Here is a 26,953-nt window from a genome sequence, read left to right on the forward strand (position 1 = left end):
GGCCTACACTGGGGCCATGATCTTTATCGATCCACCCTTCTGGCCGGCCCACGGGACCTTGTTCTCGCACTTGATCTCCGATACCTCGGTGGCAGAACTCCATGCCTTTGCCGCAAGAAATGGTGTCACCGACCGCGCCTTTGACCTTGATCACTACGACGTTCCCGAGCGCCTCTACGATGAACTCATTATGGCCGGGGCGGTGCCACTGACTGGCAAGGAACTGGCCCGCACCCTCATGGCGTCAGGCTTGCGTATCAAAGCGAAATACAGGGTGAAGTCCGTTGGCTCGGTGCTGGAACGGCGTTGGAATGCGCTTATGCCGGGGCACCCGGAGCTTGGCACGGATTTGCTGAACCGGTGGAATGAGCCGCACCGGCACTACCATTCCGCTACGCATCTGCTGGCCGTTTTGGAGGCGTTGGACGCGCTCACTGAGCGGGATATTCCCCGGCCGGTGGCGCTGGCCGCCTGGTTTCACGACGTAGTTTACAACGGGACACCGTCCGACGAGGAGGACTCCGCCGTTTTAGCGCAATCATGCTTAAATGGCGTTGTGGAGACTTTGGAAGTCGCCGAGGTGGCCCGCCTGGTTCGCCTGACCACCAGCCACTCCCCCTCCCCCGAAGACCGCGCCGGACACCTCCTCTGCGATGCCGACCTCGCCATTCTGGGCGCCCCAGATAGCGAATACTCGCGGTATGTAGCCGGAGTACGTCGGGACTATGCCCACATCTCGGAGAGTGATTTTTCGAAAGGGCGGGCTTCCGTGCTGCGTTATTTACTGGCATTGAACCCCCTCTTCCGTACGCCAAAGGGGCGCGAACTGTGGGCGGATCAGGCGCACCGGAATCTCACCCAGGAGCTCACGGCACTTCAAGCCAGTAAAGAAATAGCACAACTGTACTAAAATGTTTAACGGTCCGCGTAGGATCAATGGATGCCCTTCCATGATGCAGCCACTGACCTGACAAATGCCCCGGAATTCGCGGGCCTGCCCCTAGGCGAGTTCGCCTTTCCCGGTCCCTTGCGTGAGCAGCTGGTGGCAGCAATTCTTGACGGTTCCAAGACTTCCACCACGTGCACGCTCATTGAATTTGAGGTCGAACACGAGGAGCTTCCACGGCCCGGCCAGCGCGAAGTGGTGATTGACTCTGCGGGCCGAGGGGTTGCCGTCATTGAAATGACTGAAGTGCGTACTGTTTCTCTGGCCGATGTAGACCTGCAGCATGCCATTGATGAGGGTGAAGGCTTCACCACGGTGGCCCAATGGCGGGCTGGCCACGAAGATTTCTGGCACTCCGCCGAGATGCGGCATGCCATGGGCGATCCCCACTTCACCGTGGATGCCAGCACCCTGCTGGTGCTGCAACGCTTCAAAGTCATAGCTCAGGTGCCTTAGCCCCGGGGGCTTGACTCCCGACTCTAGGATCCGGGCCAGAGACTGCGTAGCCTGAGACCATGACAACCACAGGCGCAGTCCGCATTTGGCATGACGAAGAAGGCTGGGGTGTCCTTGATTCGGAGTCGACGCCGGGTGGCTGGGAGGCTGCCGCACAGGACGGCTACAGTTTTCGGGCAATCCGGGCGTGGCCAGCCGGCGATGATTATCAGAATTCCGCTCCAGCCGCGGGCGGATAACCTAGATGCATGGCTTCGAAGACTGCGCCCCGCGCACCCCGGCTCACTCCGCTGACGCTGCATGACCTAGTGGACAACGAGGATGCTTTCTTCGGCCCCGGGGACACTTATGACGGTCAACGCTTCGACCGGCCCAGTTTTGACGGCGCAAATCTCACGTCGTCGGATTTCCTGGAATGCGAGCTCAATGGCCCCCTGCTCAATGATGCCGAGCTCCGCGGCGTGCGTTTCCGCGGCACCCTTATTAAGGACAGCTTCGCGCCGATCATGAAGGGTGCCCGGACCAGCTGGCGGGATACCGAAGTCATCTCACCCCGTTGGGGATCGGCCGAGCTCTATGACAGCAGCTGGCAGTCGGTCCGGATCGATGGCGGCAAGATCGATTTCCTGAACCTGCGCGCCGCAAAGATTATTGACCTGCAAATCAGTGACTGCATCATTGATGAACTGGATCTAGGCGGGGCCAATGTCACGCGCTTGGCGCTGAAGAACTGCCGCATCGGAACCCTGGATCTCCAGCAGGCCACACTGAAGGACGTGGATCTGCGGACCAGTGACTTCCGCACGCTCAACGGCGTCGGTTCCATGTCCGGGGCAATTATTGACGATTACCAGATGAGCCTGCTGGCGCCGATCTTCGCCGCTCACTTGGGCATCACCGTCGCCTGAGAACCTGACGAGCCTGCACTCCATACTCACCAGTCAGGCGCCTAGCCCACAAGGCAGCTAGCCCATCAGCGTGACACCGAATGTTGCGGCCACACCAAACGCGGTGCCCCACAGAATGATGGAAATGAGCTGCCACAGGATCACAGCGTTCTTTGGTGCACCAAAGGACACCATGGCGGCAGAGGTGATCTGACTCGGCAGGATGGCCTGACCCGCCAGGCTCACACCGGCAACACCGTACTTGTCGAAAGTCCTGCGCAGCTTGGCCCGCCGGGGAGAAAGCTCCTTCGCCGTCTTGCCAGCGAAAACCTTACTCCGCACCCCGTGTGCGCTGAGCACAAAGACCAACATGGAGAGAACATTGCCCACGACCGCGACTCCGATGGCAAGCACCGGGTTCAGACCAATGACCACGCCTACCACCGAACCAAAGTAGGACTCCACAAAAGGAATGGCCGCTACCAGGAGCACGCCCACCCACTGCAGCATGGGAGGAAGGGAGGCAGTGAAGGACTGCATTGACTCGATCATGATGACTTCTTTCGTCGATGGAATTCGTTGATGAATCAATCCTTTCGCAGTAGCCCGGGACGCAATAGTGCGTTGTTGTCACGTCCTGACTTGCACTTTCGCACAGGGAATCCGTGACAAATGTCATTGCCCTAGACTGAAGCCCATGCCTGCAGTCTCGTCCCCGGAAATTCCGCGCCCCACCGCCAGCCTGGGCCGCAGCGTGCGCAGCACATGGACGTACACCTTGGGCTCCATCGTGTTCATTTTGGTGGTCCTGCACTTCATGTTGCTGAGCTTCGCGGTCAGTACCTTCACTGCCAAGAACGACGCCGTCTCCGGGCTGTTGCTGCTGGCCCTCGTTCTCGCTGTGGCCCTCCAGGTGCGTTATTGCTGGTTCCTGCGGGCCGGTTTGGGCGGTGGACTGCCCCGTCCCGTTTGGACCACGGCCATGGTTGTTACCTCCGGTGCTGTGTGGGTATTGGGTCTGCTCACCTCGGACGCTGGGTGGATTGCTGCGATTCCGCTGTGGCTGGCCGTGTCCCTCGTGGCCAGCCTGCTGCCCGCAAGGACTCGCTGGCTAACCGTGGCAGCCGGCTTCCTCTCGCTACTGGCATTTGCCGCTATTCGTCACTTCTGGATGGGGCAGTCCGATCCACTTCCGGAAGATTCCGCCTCCCGCATGCTGCTGGCCTATTCGGCAGGAATGCCGCTGCTGCTCATCAGCAGCCTGTGGTGGTGGCGGGTGGTAGTGGAGCTTGACCGGCACCGGGTCATCGCCGGGGAATTGGCTGTTGCCCAGGAAAGGCTCCGCTTCGCCGCGGACCTGCACGATATTCAGGGCCACCATCTGCAGGTCATCGCTCTGAAATCCGAACTGGCCGAGCGGCTTCTTGACCGCAATCCTGAGGCGGCTCGTGAAAACATTCATGAGACTCGGCTCATTGCCAAGCAAGCTCTCGAGGAAACCCGTTCGCTCGTGGCCGGATACCGGGAAACGTCCCTGGCGGACGAGTTGGAGAATGCCCGGGAGGTTCTCACGGCAGCCGGGGCAGACTGTGAGCTGACGCTGGAGACACTGCCAGCAGAACCCGCAGCACAACAGGCCCTGGCCATGACTGTGCGTGAGGCCACCACGAACATTCTGCGCCACAGCGAAGCCACCCACGCCACCATCTCCCTGACGTCCACCGAAGCTGAGGCAACACTGACTATCCGCAACAACGGACTCAACGGCACGCCGTCGTCCATGTCATTGACGGCCGGCACCGGCTTATTGGGCTTGCGGGGGCGGCTCGAGACAATCGGCGGAACACTTGAAACAACCCTGGATACCGGCCACTTTGAGTTGCTGGCGCGGATCCCCACCAGAGGAATACCCGCATGACTGAAACCCTGGACACCTCCCCCATTCGGCTCTTGATTGCCGACGACGAGCATCTGATCCGCGGCGCGCTGGAGGCCCTGCTGGGGCTCGAATCCGATATTGAAGTGGTGGCGAGTGCCGATAATGGGAGCACCGCCGTCGAGCTGGCCTTATCCACCCAGCCGGATATTTGCCTGCTGGATCTCGAGATGCCGCGGGCCGATGGGCTTGAGGCGGCCGCTATGATTCTTGCTACCGTCAACACCCGCGTGATCATTGTGACTCGGCACGCCCGTCCGGGTGTGCTGCGCCGGGCGCTGGCTTCCAAGGTGTCTGGCTTTGTGCCCAAGTCCACCCCGGCGGAGGATCTTGCCCACGTGATTCGGGATGTAGCGGCCGGCAAGCGTTACATCGACCCGGAGATTGCCGCGGCCGCGCTGACCGCCGAGCGCTGCCCGCTCACTGACCGCGAACTGGATGCGCTGCGCGTGAGCCGCTCCACCACCAGCGTCGCTGAGATTGCCAAGCAACTGCATCTCGCCTCGGGCACGGTGCGCAACTATCTCTCCTCCGCCATGACGAAACTCAACGCTGTTTCCCGGCACGACGCCGCTGAAAAAGCATGGCAACAGGGCTGGATTTAGAACTTTTCCACGGCGGTCTCCCGCATGCGCTGCGAACCCAGCTAAGCTCAACATGTGATGATACGTCCTACATCTTTGGAAACGGTTCTTGCCCGTCGCGGCGTCGCGGGGCATCGGCAGTACCGCATCCCTGCCCTGGCAGTGTCGCCACGGGGAACTCTTCTGGCCGCCTACGACGGCCGCCCTAACCTCGATGACCTGCCCAACCCGATCGATCTGCTCCTCCGCCGCAGCACCGACAACGGGCTCACCTGGGGTCCCCAGCAAACCGTGCGCACCGGCACCGGTTTGGACGGCTACGGCGATCCCAGCCTGCTCATCGACACCTCAACCGGGCGTATCTTCCTCTTCCACGCGGCTGGCACGCACGCGGGATTCTTCGAGGCCGCGGCGGGGCTCGATGACCAGGAAGCCATCCAGCACGCTGACCTCAGCTTTTCCGACGACGACGGCGTTACCTGGCAACACCGCCGCCTCACCTCCATGCTCAAGGGCGATGGCGTCACGGGCTTGTTTGCTGCTGCCGGAGCCGGTATTCAGATCCACACCGGCCCTTTCATTGGACGTTTGGTGCAGCAGTTTGTGCTGCTTCACGAGGGCGAGATCAAAGCCGCCAGTGCGTACAGTGACGATCACGGTGAGACGTGGACGCTGGGTGAATTCATTGCCGGCGCCAACGAAAATAAGGTGGTGTGTCTAGCTGACGGCACGCTACTGATGCATTCGCGCGCCACCCCGCACCGGCTCACAGCCATCTCGGTCGACGGCGGCCACAGCTACACCTCGGCGCAGCCTCACCTCGAACTAACGGACCCCAGCGACAACGGCTCTGTGACCCGGTTCGATGGTCTGCCCAACGTCACCACATTGGCCACGCCGGACACCACGGACTGGCTCATCGCCACCCACAATCACGATCCAGCCCTACGCCGCAATACCGTCCTGAAGCTCTCGGGTGACAACGGGGTAACGTGGCCATTCGGCGTCGTACTATGCGGTGGAAGCTCACAATATTCCACAGCTGCGCGCCTGCCCGACGGCCGGATCGGCGTTCTCTACGAGCGCCAGGGCTACCAGGAAATTGTGTTTGTGGCGATCGATCCTGCCGAGTTATTGGCCTCTCCCGCTGCTTCTTTGACGCATGATTCCGGCACCGCCACTTCACGTTGCGTGGCTCTGGATGTAGTTCTACGTTCTATCACCCCCGGCCGGCCTGCCGTGTGGGAGAGCGTGGGTGAGAGTTTTGTGCTCGCCCAGACCGACGGCGATTGGGACCCGTCCGCATGGAAAGAGGTGGGCCAGGGCTACTCCGAGGATTCCCCGCAGGTGCTCTCCAACCGCGAGTCACAGGATCTGAACTACGGCGCTGTGGTCCCGGGATACAAGGCTGGGGATGTCCTCGCGTTCTCCGGCCGGGTGCGCAATTCCGGACTGGCGGCACCAAAAGTGGCCGTGTTCCTGGAAAGCAGAACAGCAGGGATCGTTGCCCTGCTCGGTTGGGAGCCGCTACTGACCGGCGCGGTGCGCAGCTTCACGGCCACGTGCACGGTGACCGAGGCGGATATTGCGGCAGGGGCACTGACGCTGGAGTTCAATATGGGCGTCGACGCCGGAATGGCCACCTCCGGCGCACTGCGCGGCTTCACTTTCGACATGGTTTCCGGGGACATTGCGGAGCATTAATGCGCCGCGCGGCCGTTGGGAACCGGCTCGCAACCCCTGGGCTCATCGATCCGTGAGATATGGCTGTTATGAGCACTCAAAGCAGCCATATCTCACGGATCGATGAGCACAATGGGGTTCTAGTGGTCCGCGTCAAAGTCATGCAGCGCCTGGGCGATGGCCTGGTTAGCTGCGGCTGCCTTTTGTGTTGCCGTCAGCGTTTCTACGCTCACGTTAAATCCTGAGACCCGCGCCTGCAACTGGGTCAGCGCGGAAATCAGCATGGTTTCCTGCTCAGCGAGAGCGTCCCGCTGAGAGACGAGATCGGCCAGTTGTCCGCCCATAATCAGGTGCCGGTTCATGGCCGATTGGGCGGATGTTTCATCGCCTTCGCTGCGGGACTTTTGGGCCTGTCCGGCGAGCTTGTCCATCGCCTTTTGCAGGTCTTCTGCTTGCAGATCCAGCCGCTGCCGGCTCACCGAAACGTCAGCGACGCCCCTGCGCATCTTTTGCACAGCGGCTTGCTGCTTACCCCGGGCATCGGACAAGGTGAGTTGCCCGCCGGAGGAGGTGCCGCCGTCGTGCTTCCTGCGGGGATCTTTGGGACGGAAAAACGCTGCGACCCTGGTAAAAATGCTCATGGACGCGAGCTAATCGTTACCGAGTTCAGTGTACGTCTGGGCCCACTTTTTCAGCATGGTGGCCTCAATTTCCAGGGTCCGGGTGAGGTCTGTCAGATCCACATCGCCGGCGGGCGCGGCGGTGCCGGCGAGGGCTTGGCGCACACCCGTGGCGGTCTTGGTGATCTGCTCAACCTGCGTGCCCAACGTCTTGACGTAGAGGGCTTGAACGGCGGCATCGGGCTCCTGCTGGGCCACCAAAAGATGGTGTTCGGTGACTTTTCCGGCCTGCTGCAATGAAGTGAAAATGGGCTCCAGATTGCCCGTGTACTGGCCGGCGCCCTGAGCCACGGCAAGGGATCGGCCGGTTGCTTCCAACGCTTCGGCCAAGGCCACCCGTTGCTTGAGGATCTCGGCGACGGGACCGGTACTGGATTCGGCCCGGACCTTCAGAGCACTGCGTTTGGCAGACTCATACTTGGGCTTGCCGATCTTGACCAGCCCCACCACGCCACGGGAAATCAGGACCGCCAAGGTGATGCCCACACCCAGCACGATGGCAATGATCACCAGCATGAGGATCAATAAAACTGTGCCGAAGTCCATAGAACTGAGATATTCCTTAGCAGTTGCCGTTGTGGGGAGGTGCCGTTGCTGATCAGCGTAGCACCGCAGACTATGCGGACACTGGGCTGTTCATGTGAAATCAGGGGTAGTACAGGGTCCACCCTGATGCGTTTGTCGGGGCCAGCAGGCACAATGGGGGGATGAAGACAATCTTGAATCTCATCTGGCTGGTATTTGGCGGTTTCTGGCTAGCGATGAGCTATTTCCTCGCCGGCATCCTGTGCTGCATCCTGGTCATCACTATCCCGTGGGGCATTGCATCGTTCCGCATTGCCGGGTACGCACTGTGGCCCTTTGGCCGGATGGTAGTTGATAAGCCGGGCGGAACAGGCGTGGCCAGTACTTTGGGAAATGTCATTTGGATTCTGGTTGCCGGGATCTGGATTGTCATCGGCCACGTCACCACGGCAGTCGCCATGGCGGTGACCATCATTGGCATCCCTCTGGCCATCGCCAACTTGAAGATGATCCCGGTATCGCTCATGCCGTTGGGTAAGGAGATTGTGCCCACCAACCGCCCCTTCGCCAGCAACTACCGGTAGCCATAAGCAGAGTGAACTGTGGCCTCTGTGAACCCTTCGACGCGCAGCCGCGTAAGCTTGAGTTATGCGCAATAAGACCGATTGGCTAGACATCATTGTCAACTTCGCCAGTTTCGCGGCCATGATTCTGGTGCTCACCTTCGCCCGTGTGAACTTGCCGTTGAAGATCGTGCTGGCCTTCGCCGTTTCCCTTGCCATCACGGGCGGCTGGTCGTACTACAAACGCAAGCTCCGCCGTCGACCATCAGACCTCAAACGCCTGCACGTGTACAGCGAGAAGAACGCGGAAGACCAATAATGCAGATCATTCGATACGCCCCGCTCAAAGCTGCCCCGTGGGCCAACGGCGGCGGCATCACCCGCCAGATCGCGGCGGGCCCCAGCGGCGCCACCGGCACAGGCTGGGACTGGCGCATCAGCATCGCCGAACTAGCCAAGGCCGGCCCATTTTCGCCCATGCCCGGCATCGATAGGATCATCACCGTCATTGAGGGCGATCTCATTGCCTTGAGCGTGGACGGCACCGAGCAGGCCCTTGAAAAGTACCGACCGTTCCGATTTTCCGGCGACTCGGACACCTCCGCCAGCCTGCCCACCGGCACACTCAAAGACCTGAACCTCATGACCCGCCGCGGCGCCTTCAAGGGCTACGCCGCCATCATTGAACTCTCCAAGAAGCGCCCTCACCCTGTTTTCGCGGATCAGTTCGCCGTGCTGCTGCAGGGCTCGGCCACGGTTTCTGCCGCTGCAACGGACGACGCCGAACCCTCCTCCCCTGCGCCCGCACCCGAGGCGCTGGGTAAGTTTGACACCGTGGTGGGCTCCGATGACGCTCCGGAGATTTCCGGGCGTGGATTCCTGGCCCTGCTGAGCATCGATCCGGTGCTCTAGACACCATGAAGCCGCGCCGGTATAGCGAAGTTGATGTCTTTTCACAGACGGCCTATCGCGGGAATGCGCTGGCGGTGGTCCACGATGCTGAAGGTTTGAGCACGGCGGAGATGCAACAGTTCGCCAACTGGACCAACCTCGCCGAGACCACGTTTTTGTTGGCTCCGACAGCTCCGCAGGCGCACTATCGGGTCAGGATTTTCACGGCTAGCGAGGAGCTGCCCTTTGCCGGACACCCCACACTGGGATCGGCGAAAGCATGGTTGGCAGCCGGCGGAGACCTCGGTTCAGACGGCGTGATTGTGCAGGAATGCGCAGCCGGCCTCATCCCGATCCGTGTTGCAGGGGATCGGTTCGCGTTCCAGGCCCCGCCATTAATCCGTTATGAGCCCATCGAGGAAGCACGTTTGCAGCGTGTGGCCGGCGTCCTCGGCATTGCCCCTGATGACATCATCGCTTCCTCCTGGCTTGTCAACGGACCTCGTTGGATGGGCATCCGGTTAGCTTCTGCGCAACAAGTGCTGGCACTTCGCCCCGACCCCAACCGCTTGGACGATCTTGAAATTGGCGTGGTGGGCCCATACCCTCCTAGCTCTGCGACTCAGTTTGAGGTCCGCGCATTCTTCGGCGGCGACGCCGTTTGGGAGGACCCCGTCACCGGCAGCCTCAATGCCGGACTGGCCCGGTGGATGAGCGATACCGGTGTAGCGCCGTCGAACTATATAGCCGCCCAAGGAACCGTTCTTGGCCGCGAGGGCCGGGTCCACATCAACGTTGAAGGTGAAGCCATCTGGGTGGGCGGGCACGTCACCGCGTGCATCGAGGGAAGTGTCCGGCTCTAAGCGCGCAAGCCCACCCTGTAACTAACACGGTCAACCGTGCACAATGAGCACATGAAGCAGAGTCTTTTGGTCAAGCCCCGGCGGTCCATGCCATGACATTTCACGTTCTTGCCCTGATTTGCTTCGCAGCACTGTTGGGTCCCCTCTTGGCCTTACCGCGACGGTGGCACATTCCGGTGGTTATCGGTGAACTGGCGGCAGGAATTCTTATTGGCCGCAGCGGTTTGAATCTGCTCGATCCTGCGGAACCGACATTTACCTTCCTTGCTGATCTGGGCTTTGCTCTGGTTATGTTCGTGGCCGGCTCCCACGTACCCGTCCGGGACCAACGAATCCATTCCGCGTTGGGTAGCGGCATGGCTCGCTTGGCAGTGGTGGCCGTGGCTGCCGCCGCAGTTGGTATTGCGGTGGCAGGATTTTTTGGTACCGGGCATGCATCGCTCTACGTGGTCCTGTTGGCGTCATCTTCCGCCGCGCTGGTGCTGCCAATCATCGGCTCAATCCAGCTCCGCGGACCCCAAGTTCTGGCCATGACAGCGCAGGTGGCGATCGCCGATACCCTAGCCATCGTGGCTCTCCCCCTGGTGCTCAACCCGTCCACGGCCGGACCCGCGGCGCTGGGTTCCCTGGCGGTCTTGACCAGCGCCACCGTACTCTTTCTGATCCTGCGTACGGCCAATCGAAAGGGGTTACGGAAGCGTCTGCACAAAGTTTCTGAGAAGCGGAAATTTGCCCTAGAGCTCAGGTTTCAGCTGGTGGTCCTCTTTGCGCTAGCCGGGCTAGCCGTGTGGAGCCACGTATCCATCATGCTCGCCGGTTTCGCCTTTGGGCTGGCCGTGTCAGCCGTGGGTGAGCCACGGCGACTGGCCCACCAGTTGTTTGCCCTGACGGAAGGTTTTCTGGGCCCACTGTTTTTCCTCTGGCTGGGCGCCTCGCTTGATCTGCGCGAACTTGCCGCGGCCCCGTCCATGATTGCACTCGGCTTGACCCTGGGGATTGGTGCCATCGGCATTCATTCACTCACGCGCTTGCTGGGCCTCCCGCTCCCCCTCGGAGTCCTTTCGGCATCACAACTTGGCGTGCCGATCGCCGCGGCCACCATCGGCATTCAACAAAACCTGCTGGCACCTGGCGAACCCGCGGCACTGGTTCTAGGAGCGCTGGTCACCATGGCGGCAGCCACGCTGGCGAGCACACGCCTCACTGCACGGAAAAGCCTCTAATGCGCGAGCCCACACGCCCCGTTCCTCGAGTCAGACGGAGGCCCGTCGAGTCAGACGCTGCGCAGCGTCTGACTCGACGGGCCTCCGTCGGACTCGGCGGGACTGGCGTCTGAATCGGGGCTTAACGTACGACGCCGGCACCCAAGTTGGGTGCCGGCGTCGTACGTTTTGCAACAGGTGGGCCCACGCTCGCCAGGTTCCGGGGAAATCGCGTCAGCGATTTATCCAGTCCCTAGCCTTGGGCCCACGCGCCCGAGGGCCCCAGAGCGAGGCACGAGCTCAGGGAGGGCGTGGGTGGGCCCACGCTCGCCAGGTTCCGGGGAAATCGCGTCAGCGATTTATCCGGCCAGCGAGTGGGGACTAGCGGCCGCGGCGCTGGTTCGAGGCAGGAGCCGTTGCGCGGCGGGGTCCGCCGGAGCGTGCACCGCCACCGTTGGAGTTGAAGCTTCCACCGGAGTTACCACCGGTGTTGGAGGACCACACGGCACCGCCCTGGCTGCCACCGCGGGAGTTGCTGCGCGGGGCATCGTTGGTGTGTGAAGAGCTGCGCGGAGCCGAACCCTGACCTGCGCGGTTTCCGCGGGCAACGTCGCCATCGCGAGCCGGACGGCCCTCGCCGGAGCGTACCGGACGGCCCTCGCCGGAGCGTACCGGGCGGCCTTCGCCGGCGGCACGTGCCGGGCGACGGTTTTCGCCGCCGCCGAAGCGGGCACCCTGCGCAGCGCCTTCACGACGCTCGCCACGGTTACCTGCGGCAGCGGGACGCTCATTGGAATCGGAGGCAACGCGGCCGCGTCCTCCGCGACCGCCACGGCCACCGGCTGTGGGGGCTGCACCGGAGCGGACAGAACGCTTGCGCTGAGCGTTCGCACCGTTAGAGGTGCCACCGCCCTGTGCAGGCTGCTTGGATGCGAGCAAGGCTGCGCGGGTGCGGGGGTCAATCTTGTCAGCAACATCGCCCACCAAGGTGGCGATCAGCGGTGAGCTGGTGGTGACGCGCTCAAAGTTCACGTCAACGCCTGCTGCGCGCATGAGCTTCTTGACGTCGCCCTGCTGCTCGGGGAGCGTCAAGGTGACAACAACGCCGTCGGACCCGGCGCGAGCCGTACGGCCGGAACGGTGCAGGTACGCCTTGTGCTCTGTGGGCGGGTCAACGTGGATGACCAGTTCAATGTCGTCAACGTGCACGCCGCGGGCGGCAACGTCGGTGGCAACCAGGACGCGAACGTCGCCGGTGGAGAACTCGGCCAGGTTCCTATCACGTGCATTCTGTGACAGGTTTCCATGAAGGTCCACGGCGGGGATACCGGCGTCGGTCAGAGTCTTGGCCAGCTTGCGAGCATGGTGCTTGGTGCGCATGAACAGGATGCGGCGGCCGGCGCCGGACGCCAGCTCAACGATGACCTGCTTCTTCACAGTCTGGTCATTGACGACCAGAACGTGGTGCTCCATGGTGGAAACAGCAGCCTTGGGCTCGTCCACTGAGTGGGTGAGCTGGTTGGAGAGGTAACGCTGAACAATCTTGTCAACGCCGTTATCCAGTGTTGCGGAGAACAGCATGCGCTGACCCTGTGTGGGAGTGGTGTCCAGCAGGCGCTTGACCACGGGCAAGAAGCCGAGGTCAGCCATGTGGTCGGCCTCATCCAGAACCGTGATCTCAACGCTTTCCAGCGACACGATGCGCTGCTTCATGAGGTCTTCGAGGCGACCCGGGCAAGCGATGACAATGTCAACGCCGGCGCGCAGGGCCTTTTCCTGGCGGGCCTGTGAGACGCCACCATAGATGACCGTGGTGTTCAGGCCCATGGCCTTGGCGAGGGGCTCGATGGTGTTGTTCAGCTGGGTTGCCAGCTCGCGGGTCGGTGCCAATACCAGGCCCATGGGGCGGCCGGGCTTGCGGAAGTAAGGGGCTTCGCGCTCGGCCAGACGGGCCACGAGCGGGATAGCGAAGGCAATGGTCTTGCCGGAGCCGGTGCGGCCGCGACCCAACACGTCGCGCCCTGCCAAAGTGTCCGGCAGAGTCTTGACCTGAATGGGGAATGCTTCTTCAATGCCCTGAGCGGCGAGAGAAGCAACGATTTCCTTGGGCGCACCAAGGGCAGCAAAAGTTGTCATGTAAAGAGAGAATCTTTCGTAAGGCGGTTCAACGTCCCACGGGCAGTTTTGACCGCGGGTTCGCCGATTCAATGCCAGAGCGTGTCAACCGCGGTCTGCACAGTGCAAATTCACTGGGCAAAATCTTTGCGGGACAAGTTGCATGCGTTCATCGACGCAGAATGCGCGAAACGCACATTAAGTAGTGTCAGTCTACCAGCGGCACGACGCCGGGCACCTCCTTAGTGCCCCATCTCACCTCCAACACCACGGCGAGTGTCCAGATAACGCCGCTTTGATCCCTCTATAGCGGCTCTAAACGACGTTATCTGGACACTGGCGCCGCCACGAGCCACTGTCCGCCCCGGCCAAGGCTCCTCACGCCATCGATCCGTGAGAAATGGCGGTTTTGGGAGCTGAAAGCAACCTTTTCTCCCGGATCGATGGCGTTCAGATTGAACCTGGAAGAGAGATTCCCGGCCAGGGTGAGCCAAAATTTCCCAACCAGACCGGCCGGCAAATCACCGGTACCCTTAACAGTGATGAGTGAAACCCCAGCTACCGACGCCCCCGCCAACGACTCCGCCGCACCGGCGCACACCTCCCCGCAGGATGCAGAGCCCTCACAGCAGCGCGCACCTCGCACCGAGGACGGCTCCGCACGCCCCATCACACCGGGCAGTCAGGCCGCCGAGGGCACTTACCGCATGCAGCCGGTCTCGTTTGTGCGCCGCGGAACCCGCTTGCAGGGTCGCCGCCAGCAGGCGTGGGATGACCACTCTGACACCCTGGCCGTGGACGTTCCGCGCCACATTGCGGACACCTCAGTGCACCCCGATTACGTCTTCGACGCCGCAGCAGAGTTTGGCCGCACAGCCCCGCTGGTAGTGGAAATCGGTTCGGGCCTGGGCGATGCCGTCATTCACGCCGCCAAGGAAAACCCGGACAAGGACTTCCTCGCCGTCGAGGTTTACACCCCCGGACTCGCTCAGACCATCCAAAAGATTGTCGCCCACGAGCTCGAGAATGTCCGCGTCGTCCAGGCGAACGCGCCCGAGGTCCTGAGCACCATGCTCCCGGCCGGCTCCGTGAGCGAAGTCTGGGTCTTCTTCCCCGACCCGTGGCACAAGAGCAAGCACAATAAGCGCCGCATGGTGAAGGACACCTTTGCCCCGCTCGTGGCTCGCGTCCTCTCCCCCGGCGGCACCTGGCGTCTGGCCACCGACTGGTCCACTTACGCCGAACAGATGCTCTACGTGGGCATCGCTTCTGAAGACTTCACTAACCTGCACGACGGCGAGCGCACCGGTTCCGAAAGTCCGCTGACCGAGGCGCGGCTCAGCGGAGTTGACTGCGAGCAAAGTGATGAACCGGATGAGATTGGCGGTTGGGCTCCGCGTTTTGACGGGCGCATCCTGACCAGCTTTGAGAACAAGGCTCACAAGGCTGGGCGCGTCATCTTCGATCTCGCCTTCCGCAAGAACTAAGCGCCCGCAGCGGCGTACGTCCCCGCTTTCTACGCATGTCCCCACATGGGCAGAAAGCGGGGACATGCGCAGCGGCCGCGATCCTCAGCATGGAACCGCCGCCGAACCGCCGCACCGGCTCGCGAGTGGATAATCACGGCGGGCAAACCCGAACGTAATAATCGGCCGGATGAACTTAATAATGCATTCGGCTCTTGACGTCCCCTGAGCCCCTGAAAGTTAAAAGTCGTACAAACTATGCAACTTTTAGCAGCTAATTAGGACACCCCGATCTTGACTATTTGACAGACCATAGAGATCCCCGCGAGCAGCCCCTATGGTGGGCCCATGACTGCTGAAACTTTTGTCGCCGGCGTCGATGGTCCGGCATCGGACGCAATGTTGAAATTGGGGCGTTTCTTCACCAAGTGGGATGAGACGGACGATGGCCGGGCCGTGTTCCGCGAAGGCGGGCGTGCCGGTGACATCTTCTACCGCGACAGATGGAGTCACGACAAGGTTGTCAGATCCACCCATGGCGTGAACTGCACCGGCTCCTGCTCATGGAAGGTGTACGTCAAAGACGGCATCATCACCTGGGAATCCCAGCAGACCGATTACCCAAGCGTTGGCCCGGACAGTCCAGAATATGAACCGCGCGGCTGCCCTCGAGGCGCCGCTTTTTCTTGGTACACCTACTCCCCAACCCGCGTCCGCTTCCCTTATGCCCGCGGCGTGCTCGTGGAAATGTACCGCGAAGCGAAAGCCCGCCTGAAGGACCCCGTCTTGGCGTTCGCCGAAGTTGCCGGTGACCCGGAAAAGCGCCGCAGGTACCAGAACGCCCGCGGCAAGGGCGGATTGGTCCGCACCTCATGGGCCGAGGCGCTGGAAATTGCCGCCGCCGCGCACGTGAACACCATCAAGACGTACGGCCCCGACCGTGTCTCCGGCTTCTCCCCCATTCCGGCCATGTCCATGGTCAGTCACGCCATTGGCACTCGCTTTGTGCAGCTCATCGGCGGGGTTATGACGTCCTTCTACGACTGGTATGCGGACCTTCCCGTAGCCAGCCCGCAAGTGTTCGGCGATCAGACCGACGTCCCGGAATCCGGCGACTGGTGGGACGCTACCTACCTGATGATGTGGGGCTCCAACGTCCCCGTCACCCGCACCCCGGACGCGCACTGGATGGCCGAGGTCCGTTACCGTGGCACCAAGGTCATCGCCATCAGCCCCGACTACGCCGATAACACCAAGTTCGCCGACGAATGGCTCCCCGCGGCGGCCGGCACCGACGCCGCCCTCGCCATGGGCATGGGCCACGTGACGCTCAAGGAATTCTTCGTTGACCGCCAGGTCCCGTTCTTCCAGAGCTACGTCCGCCAATTCACCGACCTCCCCTTCCTCATCCGTCTGGAGAAGCACGACGACGGGACGTACGTTCCCGGGAAATTCCTCACCGCTGCGTTCGTCCCCGGCTGCGAATTTGTGGAGGACGCGGCGTTCAAGACGCTGCTTTTTGACAAGGTCACCAGCTCTGGGCTGGTGCCCAATGGAACCTTGGGACACAGGTATTCCAAGACCGGTGAGGGCAAGTGGAACCTTGACCTAACGGGGATAGAACCGGCACTGAGCATGGCTGAGGTCTCCTCGGAATCCGTTGAGATCCTGCTCCCCTGTTTTGAGGATCCCGAGGGTGCCGGCTCCATCATGCACCGCGGTGTTCCCGTCGCCGTGGTGGGCGGCCACCTGGTCACCACCGTCTACGACCTCATGCTGGCCCAATACGGAGTGGGCCGTGACGGCTTGCCCGGCGTCTGGGCCAAGGACTACAACGACGTTTCCGTCCCCTACACCCCGGCCTGGCAGGAGGAGATCACCTCCGTCCCGGCACAGGCCTGCATTCGGGTGGCCCGCGAATTTGCCCGCAACGCCGAGCAGTCAAAGGGCCGTTCCATGATCATCATGGGCGCCGGCATCTGCCAGTGGTTCCACGGCGACACCACCTACCGGGCCATTCTGGCCTTGGTCATGTTGACGGGCTGCATGGGCCGCAACGGCGGCGGCTGGGCACACTACGTGGGGCAGGAAAAGTGCCGCCCCATCACCGGCTGGGTGTCCTTGGCCAACGGTCTGGACTGGTCGCGCCCGCCGCGCACCATGATTGGCACCGGCTACTGGTACATGCACACCGATCAGTGGCGACAAGATGGTTATTCAGCCGACGCCCTGAAATCACCGCTGTCCACAGGCAACCTAGACGGCATGCACACGGCCGACGCCCTGGCACAGTCCGTACGCCTGGGCTGGATGCCGTTCTACCCACAGTTCGACTCCAACCCCCTGGACCTGGCCGACAAAGCCATCGCGGCAGTCGCCGCAGGCGAGGCTCCGGATGAGAAGACATGGGTGGCCCAGTCCCTCATGAACCGGACAGTGAACCCGGCCATTGAGGACATTGACGCTCCGGAAAACTGGCCGCGCACCCTAGTGCTTTGGCGCTCCAACTTGTTCGGTTCCTCGGCCAAGGGCAACGAGTATTTCCTGCGCAACCTACTGGGTACCCACAACAACGTCATGGGTCAGGACAGCCACGAATCACTGAAACCGCAGGACGTGAAATGGCACGAGGAAGGGCCGGAAGGAAAGCTGGACTTCCTAATGTCCGCGGACTTCCGCATGACCAGTACCACCCTACTCTCCGACGTGGTCTTCCCGGCAGCTACTTGGTATGAGAAGCACGATCTCTCCTCCACCGACATGCACCCCTTTGTGCACGCCTTCACCCCGGCCATCGACCCGCCCTGGGAGACCAAGACGGACTTTGAGCTGTTCAACTTACTGGCCGAGGAACTCTCACGCCAAGCTGTGAAGCATCTGGGCACGCGCAAGGACCTTGTCAGTGTCCCGCTCATCCATGACACCGTGGGCCAGATTGCCCAACCCGGCGGCGTGGTCCGCGACTGGCGCAAAGAGGGAATCGACGGCGTCCCCGGCCAAAACATGCCCAACTTCATGGTGGTGGAGCGAGACTATACGGCCATCGCGAACAAGCTCACCGCCGTCGGACCTCTGGCAGACAAGCTGGGCTTCACCGTCAAGGACATCACCTACAAACTGGATAAGGCCCTGGACCACCTGGCCAAGGCAAACGGCGTCATGATGGGCGGTGCCGCGCACGGGCGCCCAGCCATCGATACCGACGCGAAAATGGCCGAGGCGATCCTGACGTTCTCCGGCACCACCAACGGCCAACTCGCCGTGGCCGGCTTCAAGGAAATGGAACGCAAAACGGGCATGAAGCTCGTGGATCTGGCCGAGGGCAGCGAAGAGAAACACATCTCCTTCGCCATGACTCAGGCCGGGCCGCAGCCAGTCATCACCTCACCTGAATGGTCGGGGTCGGAGACGGGCGGGCGGCGCTACGCACCGTTCACACAGAACATTGAGCGGCTCAAGCCCTTCCACACGCTGACCGGGCGCATGCACTTCTTCCTTGACCATGACTGGATGATCGATATCGGTGAGGCGCTGCCCATCTACCGGCCACCCCTTGATATGCACCGGCTCTTTGGCGAACCGAAGCTGGGCCCCAACGGGGATAAGGAAATTGTGGTGCGGTACCTGACACCCCACTCCAAGTGGTCCATTCACTCCGAATACCAGGACAACCTGCTGATGCTCTCGCTATCCCGTGGCGGTCCCACCGTATGGATGAGCCCGCAGGATGCCGGTTCCATCTCTGTCAAGGACAACGAATGGGTTGAGTGTGTCAACGCCAACGGCGTATTCGTGGGCAGGGCGGTGGTCAGCCACCGCATGCCCGAGGGAGTGGCGTACATCTACCACGCACAGGAGCGCACCATCGACGTGCCGAAGTCGGAGGCCACGGGCCGTCGCGGTGGCATCCACAACTCGGTGACCCGTTTGTTGGTGAAACCGTCTCACTTGATTGGCGGGTACGCGCAGCTGACCTACGCGTTCAACTACCTTGGCCCCACCGGAAACCAGCGAGACAACGTTTCCACCATCCGTCGCCGTTCCCAGGAGGTGCAGTACTAATGCGTGTTATGGCTCAAATGGGCATGGTCATGAACTTGGACAAATGCATTGGTTGCCACACGTGCTCCGTCACGTGCAAGCAGGCATGGACCAACCGTGCAGGGGTGGAATACGTCTGGTTCAACAACGTCGAAACCCGCCCCGGACAGGGCTATCCGCGCCGCTACGAGGACCAGGAAAAGTGGAAGGGCGGCTGGGAGCTCAATAAGCGCGGCCGCCTCAAGCTCAAGGCCGGCGGGCGTGTAAAGAAACTGTTCGGCCTCTTCGCCAACCCCATCCAACCCGAACTCAAGGACTACTACGAGCCCTGGACCTACGATTACAAGACCCTCGTAGACGCACCACTGGGCGACGACTTCCCAGTGGCACGGCCCAAGTCGCTGATCACCGGCAAGGACACGAAGATCACCTGGAGTGCCAACTGGGATGACGATCTGGGCGGCACCTCAGAGATGGGTCATCTGGACCCCATTGTGGAGAAGGTCCGCCGCGAGTCTGAGGACAAGATCAAATTCGAGTTCGAGCAGACGTTCATGTTCTACCTGCCGCGCATTTGCGAGCACTGCCTGAACCCGTCCTGCATGGCATCGTGCCCCTCAGGCGCCATTTATAAGCGCGTGGAAGACGGCATCGTGCTGGTCGATCAAGACCAGTGCCGCGGCTGGCGCCAGTGCATGACCGGCTGCCCCTACAAGAAGATTTACTTCAACCACAAGACTGGCAAGGCCGAGAAGTGTACGTTCTGCTACCCCCGCATCGAGGTGGGCCTGCCCACCGTGTGCTCGGAAACCTGTGTAGGCCGCCTGCGGTACCTGGGCCTTTTCCTGTACGACGCCGATGCCGTCACCGCTGCTGCCTCGGTGACCGATCCCCAGGATTTGTACCAGTCGCAGATGGATGTGCTGCTGGACCCCAATGATCCCGAAGTCATCAAGGCGGCCCGCGAACAGGGCATCCAGGAGGACTGGATCGAGGCCGCCCAAAAGTCACCCGTGTACGCACTGACCAAGGTGTACAAGGTGGCCCTGCCGCTACACCCGGAATACCGCACCATGCCCATGGTCTGGTACATCCCGCCGCTCTCCCCCGTGGTTGATCTGCTGCGCGATCAGGGGCACGACGCCGAGGACAAGGACGTGTTGTTCGGCGCCATTGACGCCCTGCGCATCCCGGTCGAGTACCTGGCCGAACTATTCACCGCAGGCGACACGGATCTGGTCACCGGCGTCCTGCAAAAGCTGGCCGCCATGCGGGCCTACATGCGCGGCATCTCGCTGGGCAATGATCCCGATGAGTCCATCCCCGCCTCCGTGGGCATGGACGGTGCCACCATGTATGAGATGTACCGGCTCATGGCCATTGCCAAGTACGACGAACGCTATGTGATCCCCAAGGCGCATGCCGAGCAGGCTCATGATCTGGAAGAGATGGGTTGTTCCCTCGATTTCGACGGCGGACCCGGCATGGCTTCCATGGGTTCCTCGCCCTTCGGTGAGGCCAGCGGACGGCCCACACCGGTGGCGTTGGAAACGTTCAACGCGCTCAAGGACCGGCAAACCTCCGACTCCGTGGCCGGCGCGGACACGCTGGCCGGCCGCGTGAACCTGCTGAATTGGGATGGCAACGGCGCACCCGCCGGGATGTTCCCGCAAAAGCATCCCACCGAGCCTCCGGAAGCAGCACGTGAGGATGCCCTCGAAGGCGGTGGCAGCTCATGAGCTCTCCAGCCTCCAAAGCAGCCAGCAAAAAGGACCAGGTCACGTTTTTAGCGGCGTCGTGGTGTTTGTCCTACCCGGATGAGCAACTCGTGGACCGGGTGCCCATGATGCGTGCCGCCCTGGGTGAGTTTGCCGGCGCAGGCCAGCCCTTCGCCGTCGTTCTTGAGCGGCTAGAAAGCACCGAGCTCATGGCTTTGCAAGGCCAATACGTTCAAGAGTTTGACCTCGGCAAGAGGCATGCGCTGCACCTCTCCTACTGGACCGACGGCGATACCCGGCGGCGCGGGGAGGTGCTGGGCGCGTTTAAGAAGGTGTACCGGGGCTCTGACACGCTGGTGGACACGTGGGGTGAGCTGCCCGATTTTCTGCCCATGGTGCTGGAATATGCGGCCACTGTGGACATGTCCGCCGGCAAGGAATTACTGGCGCAGTACCGGCCGAGCCTGGAACTGATCAAGTTTGGGCTGCTGCGTGATGAGCTGCCGCATTCTCAGATTCTGCAGGCCATCTGCAACACCCTGCCGGGCGCATCCCCGGCAGATGAACAAGCTGTCATGCGGATGGCAGGCTATGGCCCGCCCACCGAATCCGTGGGGCTGGACCCGTACGATCCGCGGCTGCTGCCCATGAAAGGGGCATGAGTGATGGACATCTTCCTTTGGGGTGTGTTGCCCTACGTCATGGTGGTCATCCTGGTGGGTGGCTCCGTGTGGCGCTACAAGTTTGACCAGTTCGGCTGGACCACACGCTCCTCCCAGCTCTACGAATCCAAGTTGCTGCGCATTGGTTCGCCGGTGTTCCACTTTGGCCTGCTGGCCGTGATTGCCGGGCACGTCTTTGGGCTGATCATTCCACAGTCGTGGACCGAAGCTGTGGGCATGACGGAGAACATTTACCACTTCAACGCCCTGTTTGTGGGCACCATTGCCGGGGTGGGCACGCTCGCCGGAATCTCGCTGCTGATCTACCGACGCCGCAAAACCGGACCGGTGTTCATGGCGACCACCAAGAACGACAAACTCATGTATGTGGTGCTCGTGGCGGCCATTGTGTTTGGTTTGTGGACCACTCTGGCCAGCGTGTTCTGGCCCGATCATGACGTAACGTACCGCGACACGGTCTCCCCGTGGTTCCGCTCCCTGTTCATCTTCCAGCCGGATATTGCCGCCATGGCTGCGGCACCGACCTCGTTCCACATCCACACGCTGGTGGGCATGGTGCTGTTCATGGTGTGGCCTTTCACCCGGCTGGTTCACGCCTTCACGGCGCCGCTGCACTACCTGTTCCGGCCCTACATTGTGTACCGCTCACGGGACAGGGGCGCCAGCGTGGCTCCCCGCAGCGGCTGGTCCGAAGTGGGCACCCGCGACCGCGACACCACCAAGCGCTAGGCCCCGCTGGGCCCCAACAGGCCCTGACGCTCACGCCCCACCAACAGGTGCTACCCACCATCAGGAGAGATCATGGCCTCAACAACAGCCCCGCACCCGCCTCCGCTTGCGGGCCAGGCACTGAACCTGACGTTGGCAACCGCCGCCTCCGTGGTGGGTTTCTGGGCCTGGAACATCATCGCCACTCTGAGCACGCACTACGCCAACTCCATGGAACTCTCCGCAGGGACCATGGGCATCTTGGTCGCCATGCCCATCTTTGTGGGATCGCTGGGCCGCATTGTGGTGGGCACCATGACGGACAGATTTGGTGGGCGCGCCTTGTTCACCTTTGTCCTGGTGGCCACCATTCCCACCGTTTTGCTGGTCGCGTTGGGAGGGGCACTGAACTCATTTGTCATAGTGCTTGCGGCCGGCTTCCTTTTGGGTGTTGCCGGAACGGTGTTTGCCGTTGGCATCCCGTTCGTCAGCGCCTGGTATCCGCCACACCGCCGCGGTTTTGCCACGGGCGTGTTCGGCGCAGGCATGGGCGGCACAGCGCTGGCCGCCTTCTTGAACCCGCGGCTAGTGAAATCGATCGGCTACGTGCCCACGCACCTGCTGATCGCGGGCATTCTGGCCGTCATGGCTGTTGTGGTGTGGGTGTTCATGAAGAACGCCCCCGGCTGGGAACCCAATACGGCGCCCGTGATGCCCAAGCTGATTGACGCGGCCAAGCTGGCCGTCACGTGGAAGATGTGTTTCCTGTACGCCGTGGCCTTTGGCGGGTTCGTCTCCTTCGCCACCTACCTGCCCACCTATCTGCGCGATGTCTATGAGTTTGATCCAAGCTCCGCAGGGGCCCGAACAGCCGGATTCGCCTTAGCCGCCGTGATGGCCCGGCCCATTGGCGGTGTGCTGGCGGACAAGATTGGTTCCAAGCCTGTAGTGCTCGCATCCTTCACGGGCGTTGCCATTCTGGGTTTCCTCGTGGCACTTGAACCAGCGGCCGATGTTCAGGCTGGCCCGGTATTCCTGGCCCTGGCCGCCTCTCTGGGGCTTGGTACCGGCGGCGTCTTCGCCTGGGTGGGGACGTTGTCCCCGGACGGCAAGGTGGGCACCATCAGCGGCATTGTCAGTGCTGCCGGCGGTCTGGGCGGTTACTTCCCACCACTGATCATGGGGATGACCTATAACCCCGACGCCGAGAACTACAAGTACGCCATTGGCCTCTCACTGCTGGTGATCACAGCCATCGTGGCGCTCTTGTTTGCATTGCTCTTCGTCAAAGCACCCATGAAGAAACAGCTGACGCCAGCCAAGGAGTAATCCTCTCCACGTAGCTCTGCGCATAAAGCACCTCATCACGGCAGGGGGCTGGGCAATGACCCGGCCCCCGCCGTCGTACTTCCCTTGGGAAGAATTTTCTTGGGGAAGCACATTTTGGGCACAGGGACGAACGGGGTAAAAATTGCCGCCAATACTGCGTAGGATTGATAGATGTGGTTCCTCCCCTTGGGCCACTCCCAACCGACAGGTGGCACAGTTCAGTGACGCACTCCTCCGCTGGCTCACGTTTGATGACGCGGGTCGCCGAGTTCACCGAGAATTCCATTGCCGCTGGCCGAGCCTACGCCGATGAAGACCGGGTCAGCGACATCATGCTGGAACCGGCCACCGGTCTGCTCTCCGGCAAGGTGACAGGGTCCGAGGTCTACCGGGCCACGGCCAAGTTAGTCCGCGAGCACGACGGCGTCATCGCCTGCCGTGTGGGCATCTGCAACTGTCCCGTGCGGCAAAACTGCAAGCATGTGGTGGCGTTGATCGCCGCGGCCGAGAACGACCCCTCCTTCACTGACTTCTTTGTCCCTGAGGAAGCGCCACGGGAACCCACCTTCTTGGAAACCCTGTTGGCCAAGGCCAAGGACAGCAAGGCCGCCCCCGCTCCAGCGCCGGGCCCCGATGCTCCTGCCGTTGATTCGTGGGAAGCTGCCCTGTCGGCGCTCTTGCCGCCGGCCGCCTCCGCCCCCAGCCCGGACACCCCGGCACTGGCTCTGCAATTTGAACTTCATGTGCCCCCGCCGCGCTTTTCCTACCGGGGCAGGGGCAGCACCGTTCCCTCACAGCCGGTGTTGAATGTGCGCCCCGTGGTCATGGGAACGCGCGGCAAATGGGTGAAGTCCGGCGTCAGCTGGGCCACCCTGGGCTACCTTTCTTACGGCGGCGCCCACGATCGCACCCAGCTCGAATGGCTCACCGAGTTCTTGTCCTCGCACAGCCCTCGCCAGTTCAATCACGGCAATGCTGGCGCCTGGCTGTCGCTGAATGATTATGCCGGCCGGAACCTGTGGCAGCTCCTGGCAACAGCGCACAAGAGCGGCATTGCGCTGATCCAGTCCGGCACCGGGGACCCCATTCATGTCAGCAATCAGGACGCCACACTCCAGCTTGATATCACTCAGGGTGAATCCGGCGCCTTGGAGGTTGGTCCGCTGATAGAGCTCGACGGCGCTCCCGTCACCGCCGAGGTGGTGGGCCAGATCGGTTCCCCTGTCTACGGCCTGTTCTTTTCTGATCAGGTGGATCCCGGGGCGTTGGCTACCTCCAGCTCCCAAGGCCGCAACGCCGTGGTCCGCGGCGGCGTCACGCTGGCACCGCTGCCTGCCGGGACCTCCCCGCAGTTGCTGGAATTTGCCCTTCACAAAGACACTGTCCATATTCCAGCGGAAGCCAGGGACAAGTTCCTGACCCAGTTTTACCCGCAGCTCAAGCAGGCTGCACCGGTGGTCTCGGCCGATAATTCGGTGGAACTGCCAGCCTATGTGGAACCCACTTTGTCGCTGTTGGCGGCTTACGGCAGCGATCACACCGTGCGGCTGCACTGGGAATGGCACTACCCCGTAGGTACGCGGGTGACATCCCTGCCACTGTGGCCGGAACTAGGCGAAACCGCCGTCCGGGACACCGGCGCCGAGGCTCGGATCATTGAGCTCGTGGGCACACCGTGGGAAGACATCACGGCCATGGGTGTGGCGGCCAACCACGCGTGGGGCGAGCCTTTACTGGCTGGTTCGGCGTCGTTGAGCGGTCTGGATACACTCACCTTCACCGAGACAGTACTGCCTCGATTGCAGGAACTGCCCGGCATTAAGGTGGAGACCAGTGGTGACATTGCCAGCTACCGCGAGGTTACTGAAGCTCCCATTGTCACCATTTCCACCAAGGCTACCGATGAGCGTGACTGGTTTGATCTGGGCATTGTGATCACGCTGGAGGGCCAGTACGTCTCCTTCGCAGCCGTGTTCTCCGCCCTCGCCGCAGGAAACACGCGCATGCTGTTGCCCAGTGGCGCCTACTTCTCCTTGGACCGCCCAGAATTGCACCAACTGCGCGCCTTGATCGATGAAGCCCGCAGCCTCAATGACAGCAAGGACGGGCAGCTGCGCATCAGCCGCTTCCAAGCCGGCTTGTGGGATGAACTGGCCCAACTGGGCATTGTGGATGAACAGGCTCAGGCCTGGCGCAAGACGATCTCCGGCTTGCTCGACGGCGGTCCGCCCAAGCCGCTGCCCTCGCCGGCAGGTTTGCACGCAACCCTACGCCCGTACCAGCTAGATGGCTTCAACTGGTTGCACTTCCTGTACAGCTTCGGGCTGGGCGGCGTGCTGGCCGATGATATGGGTTTGGGTAAGACTGTGCAGACCCTGGCCTTGGTCAGCCAGGTTAAGGCCGAGGACCCGGAGCTCAAATCACCGTTCCTGGTGGTGGCTCCTACCTCCGTAGTGGGTAACTGGGCCAGTGAAAGTGTGAAGTTTGCACCGGATCTGAAGGTTGTTACGGTGTCAGAAACGTTCGCCAAGAGCGGGTTCGTATCGGCAGACTTCTTTGCCGGGGCTGACATTGTCATCACCTCTTATGCCTTGTTCCGCATTGATTTCCCGGAGTATGCCAAGCAGCCGTTTGCGGGTCTGATCCTGGATGAGGCTCAGTTTGTGAAGAACCATCAGTCCAAGGCGTACCAGTGTGTGCGCAAGCTGAAGGTTCCGTTCAAGCTGGCCGTCACCGGTACGCCCATGGAAAACAACCTCATGGAGCTGTGGGCTCTGCTGTCCATCGTGGCGCCGGGCTTGTTCCCCAGCCCCAAGCGTTTTGCGGAGTTCTACCAGCGTCCCATTGAAAAGAACGCTGATTCTGAGCTGCTAGCCAAGCTGCGTTCCCGGGTTAAGCCGCTCATGCTGCGCCGCACCAAGGAACAGGTCATTGCAGACTTGCCGCCCAAGCAGGAGCAAATTCTGGAAGTGGAGCTCAATCCGCGGCACCAGAAGATTTACCAGACGCATTTGCAGCGTGAGCGGGCCAAGATTCTGGGCCTGCTGGAGGATGTGAATAAGAACCGTTTCACCATCTTCCAGTCACTGACGTTGCTGCGTCAGCTCAGCCTGGACGTGTCCCTGGTGGATGAAGGCCAGGCAGGTGTGCGTTCCTCCAAGTTGGATGTGCTCTTTGAGCAGTTGGAGGACGTTGTCAAGGAAGGCCACCGAGCCCTGATCTTTAGCCAGTTCACCGGGTTCCTTGGCAAGGTCCGTGAGCGGTTGATTGCCGAGGGCATCGCTTTCCAGTACCTGGATGGAGGCACCCGGAACAGGTCCGCCGTCGTGGATGAATTCAAGAACGGCGACGCCCCCTTGTTCCTCATCAGCCTCAAGGCTGGTGGTTTCGGTTTGAACCTGACCGAGGCGGACTATGTGTTCATTTTGGATCCGTGGTGGAACCCGGCGTCCGAGGCACAGGCAGTGGACCGTACGCACCGCATTGGGCAGAAGAAGAACGTCATGGTGTACCGGCTGGTTGCCAAGGACACCATCGAGGAAAAGGTTATGGCGCTCAAGGCCAAGAAATCCCAGCTGTTCTCGGATGTGATGAGCGGGGATTCACTCTCCGGCGGGGCCCTTTCGGCCACGGATCTGGCCGGTTTGTTCCGCGATTAGCGGGAGCGCCGGGGGCAG

General features: G+C 61.8%; 23 protein-coding genes. 19 read left to right on the top strand and 4 right to left on the bottom strand.

Features of this window, described 5'->3' with window-relative positions:
- Positions 1-16 precede the first annotated feature (16 nt).
- Genes AS189_RS01495 through AS189_RS01510 form a run of 4 tightly spaced genes read left to right on the top strand, consistent with a single transcriptional unit; the run spans position 17 to position 2,310 of the window.
- Positions 17-910, top strand: coding sequence for a DUF4031 domain-containing protein (locus AS189_RS01495; protein ID WP_062285825.1), 894 nt, complete (start codon positions 17-19; stop codon positions 908-910).
- Positions 911-940: 30 nt separating this feature from the next.
- Positions 941-1,402 (top strand): ASCH domain-containing protein, encoded by a 462-nt coding sequence (locus tag AS189_RS01500; protein WP_082633964.1) that lies wholly within the window; start codon positions 941-943, stop codon positions 1,400-1,402.
- Between the two features lie 59 nt (positions 1,403-1,461).
- Positions 1,462-1,641, top strand: a complete 180-nt coding sequence (locus AS189_RS01505; RefSeq protein ID WP_062285827.1) for a hypothetical protein — start codon at positions 1,462-1,464, stop codon at positions 1,639-1,641.
- Positions 1,642-1,650: 9 nt separating this feature from the next.
- The gene (locus AS189_RS01510; RefSeq protein ID WP_062285829.1) at positions 1,651-2,310 is read left to right on the top strand and encodes a pentapeptide repeat-containing protein; all 660 of its coding nucleotides are present in this window, start codon (positions 1,651-1,653) and stop codon (positions 2,308-2,310) included.
- Positions 2,311-2,367: 57 nt separating this feature from the next.
- On the opposite strand, the gene AS189_RS01515 is transcribed toward AS189_RS01510, so the two are convergent.
- Positions 2,368-2,841, bottom strand: coding sequence for a hypothetical protein (locus AS189_RS01515; protein ID WP_062285831.1), 474 nt, complete (start codon positions 2,839-2,841; stop codon positions 2,368-2,370).
- A gap of 145 nt (positions 2,842-2,986) precedes the next feature.
- On the opposite strand from AS189_RS01515, the gene AS189_RS01520 reads away from it, so the two are divergent.
- From AS189_RS01520 to AS189_RS01530, 3 genes are read left to right on the top strand one after another with little or no spacing between them, the layout of a single operon-like run.
- Positions 2,987-4,207 (top strand): sensor histidine kinase, encoded by a 1,221-nt coding sequence (locus AS189_RS01520; RefSeq protein WP_129587117.1) that lies wholly within the window; start codon positions 2,987-2,989, stop codon positions 4,205-4,207.
- Positions 4,204-4,830, top strand: coding sequence for a response regulator transcription factor (locus tag AS189_RS01525; protein ID WP_062285833.1), 627 nt, complete (start codon positions 4,204-4,206; stop codon positions 4,828-4,830). Before AS189_RS01520 ends, AS189_RS01525 begins: the two co-directional genes overlap by 4 nt.
- Before the next feature lie 57 nt (positions 4,831-4,887).
- Positions 4,888-6,513, top strand: a complete 1,626-nt coding sequence (locus tag AS189_RS01530) for a sialidase family protein (protein ID WP_062285835.1) — start codon at positions 4,888-4,890, stop codon at positions 6,511-6,513.
- A gap of 119 nt (positions 6,514-6,632) precedes the next feature.
- On the opposite strand, the gene AS189_RS01535 is transcribed toward AS189_RS01530, so the two are convergent.
- Complete coding sequence (locus tag AS189_RS01535) at positions 6,633-7,133, bottom strand: PspA/IM30 family protein (protein ID WP_062285836.1); 501 nt, start codon at positions 7,131-7,133, stop codon at positions 6,633-6,635.
- Between the two features lie 9 nt (positions 7,134-7,142).
- Positions 7,143-7,718, bottom strand: a complete 576-nt coding sequence (locus AS189_RS01540) for a hypothetical protein (RefSeq protein WP_062285838.1) — start codon at positions 7,716-7,718, stop codon at positions 7,143-7,145.
- Between the two features lie 161 nt (positions 7,719-7,879).
- On the opposite strand from AS189_RS01540, the gene AS189_RS01545 reads away from it, so the two are divergent.
- From AS189_RS01545 to AS189_RS01565, 5 genes are all read left to right on the top strand, one after another.
- A complete protein-coding gene (locus tag AS189_RS01545; protein WP_062285839.1) occupies positions 7,880-8,281 on the top strand; it encodes a YccF domain-containing protein in 402 nt (133 codons plus the stop codon).
- A gap of 64 nt (positions 8,282-8,345) precedes the next feature.
- On the top strand, positions 8,346-8,579 hold the full coding sequence (locus AS189_RS01550; protein WP_062285840.1) for a hypothetical protein: 234 nt from the start codon (positions 8,346-8,348) through the stop codon (positions 8,577-8,579).
- Positions 8,579-9,172, top strand: a complete 594-nt coding sequence (locus tag AS189_RS01555; RefSeq protein ID WP_062285841.1) for a HutD/Ves family protein — start codon at positions 8,579-8,581, stop codon at positions 9,170-9,172. The genes AS189_RS01550 and AS189_RS01555 overlap by 1 nt, the downstream gene beginning before the upstream one ends.
- Positions 9,173-9,177: 5 nt before the next feature.
- Positions 9,178-10,014: a PhzF family phenazine biosynthesis protein gene (locus tag AS189_RS01560; RefSeq protein ID WP_062285842.1), complete on the top strand. Its 837-nt coding sequence runs from the start codon at positions 9,178-9,180 to the stop codon at positions 10,012-10,014.
- Between the two features lie 92 nt (positions 10,015-10,106).
- Positions 10,107-11,237, top strand: a complete 1,131-nt coding sequence (locus AS189_RS01565) for a cation:proton antiporter (protein WP_062285843.1) — start codon at positions 10,107-10,109, stop codon at positions 11,235-11,237.
- Positions 11,238-11,597: 360 nt separating this feature from the next.
- Here AS189_RS01565 and AS189_RS01570 read toward each other — a convergent pair whose 3' ends face one another.
- Entirely contained in the window at positions 11,598-13,352 is a 1,755-nt protein-coding gene (locus AS189_RS01570) for a DEAD/DEAH box helicase (RefSeq protein ID WP_062285844.1), read from the bottom strand.
- A 686-nt stretch (positions 13,353-14,038) separates the two neighbouring features.
- On the opposite strand from AS189_RS01570, the gene trmB reads away from it, so the two are divergent.
- The 7 genes from trmB (at position 14,039) to AS189_RS01605 (ending at position 26,935) form a co-directional block, all read left to right on the top strand.
- A complete protein-coding gene (trmB, locus tag AS189_RS01575; RefSeq protein ID WP_424581513.1) occupies positions 14,039-14,818 on the top strand; it encodes a tRNA (guanosine(46)-N7)-methyltransferase TrmB in 780 nt (259 codons plus the stop codon).
- Positions 14,819-15,145: 327 nt separating this feature from the next.
- On the top strand, positions 15,146-18,859 hold the full coding sequence (locus AS189_RS01580) for a nitrate reductase subunit alpha (protein WP_062285846.1): 3,714 nt from the start codon (positions 15,146-15,148) through the stop codon (positions 18,857-18,859).
- Positions 18,859-20,577: a nitrate reductase subunit beta gene (gene narH / locus AS189_RS01585; RefSeq protein WP_062285848.1), complete on the top strand. Its 1,719-nt coding sequence runs from the start codon at positions 18,859-18,861 to the stop codon at positions 20,575-20,577. Before AS189_RS01580 ends, narH begins: the two co-directional genes overlap by 1 nt.
- Positions 20,574-21,218, top strand: coding sequence for a nitrate reductase molybdenum cofactor assembly chaperone (gene narJ, locus AS189_RS01590; RefSeq protein WP_062285850.1), 645 nt, complete (start codon positions 20,574-20,576; stop codon positions 21,216-21,218). Before narH ends, narJ begins: the two co-directional genes overlap by 4 nt.
- Positions 21,219-21,221: 3 nt before the next feature.
- The gene (narI, locus tag AS189_RS01595) at positions 21,222-21,968 is read left to right on the top strand and encodes a respiratory nitrate reductase subunit gamma (RefSeq protein ID WP_062292728.1); all 747 of its coding nucleotides are present in this window, start codon (positions 21,222-21,224) and stop codon (positions 21,966-21,968) included.
- A 72-nt stretch (positions 21,969-22,040) separates the two neighbouring features.
- Positions 22,041-23,276: an MFS transporter gene (locus AS189_RS01600; RefSeq protein WP_062285852.1), complete on the top strand. Its 1,236-nt coding sequence runs from the start codon at positions 22,041-22,043 to the stop codon at positions 23,274-23,276.
- A 251-nt stretch (positions 23,277-23,527) separates the two neighbouring features.
- Entirely contained in the window at positions 23,528-26,935 is a 3,408-nt protein-coding gene (locus AS189_RS01605) for a DEAD/DEAH box helicase (RefSeq protein WP_062292730.1), read from the top strand.
- The last annotated feature ends 18 nt before the right edge of the window (positions 26,936-26,953 follow it).

It is taken from the genome of Arthrobacter alpinus (assembly GCF_001445575.1).
Classification (GTDB): Bacteria; Actinomycetota; Actinomycetes; order Actinomycetales; family Micrococcaceae; genus Specibacter; species Specibacter alpinus_C.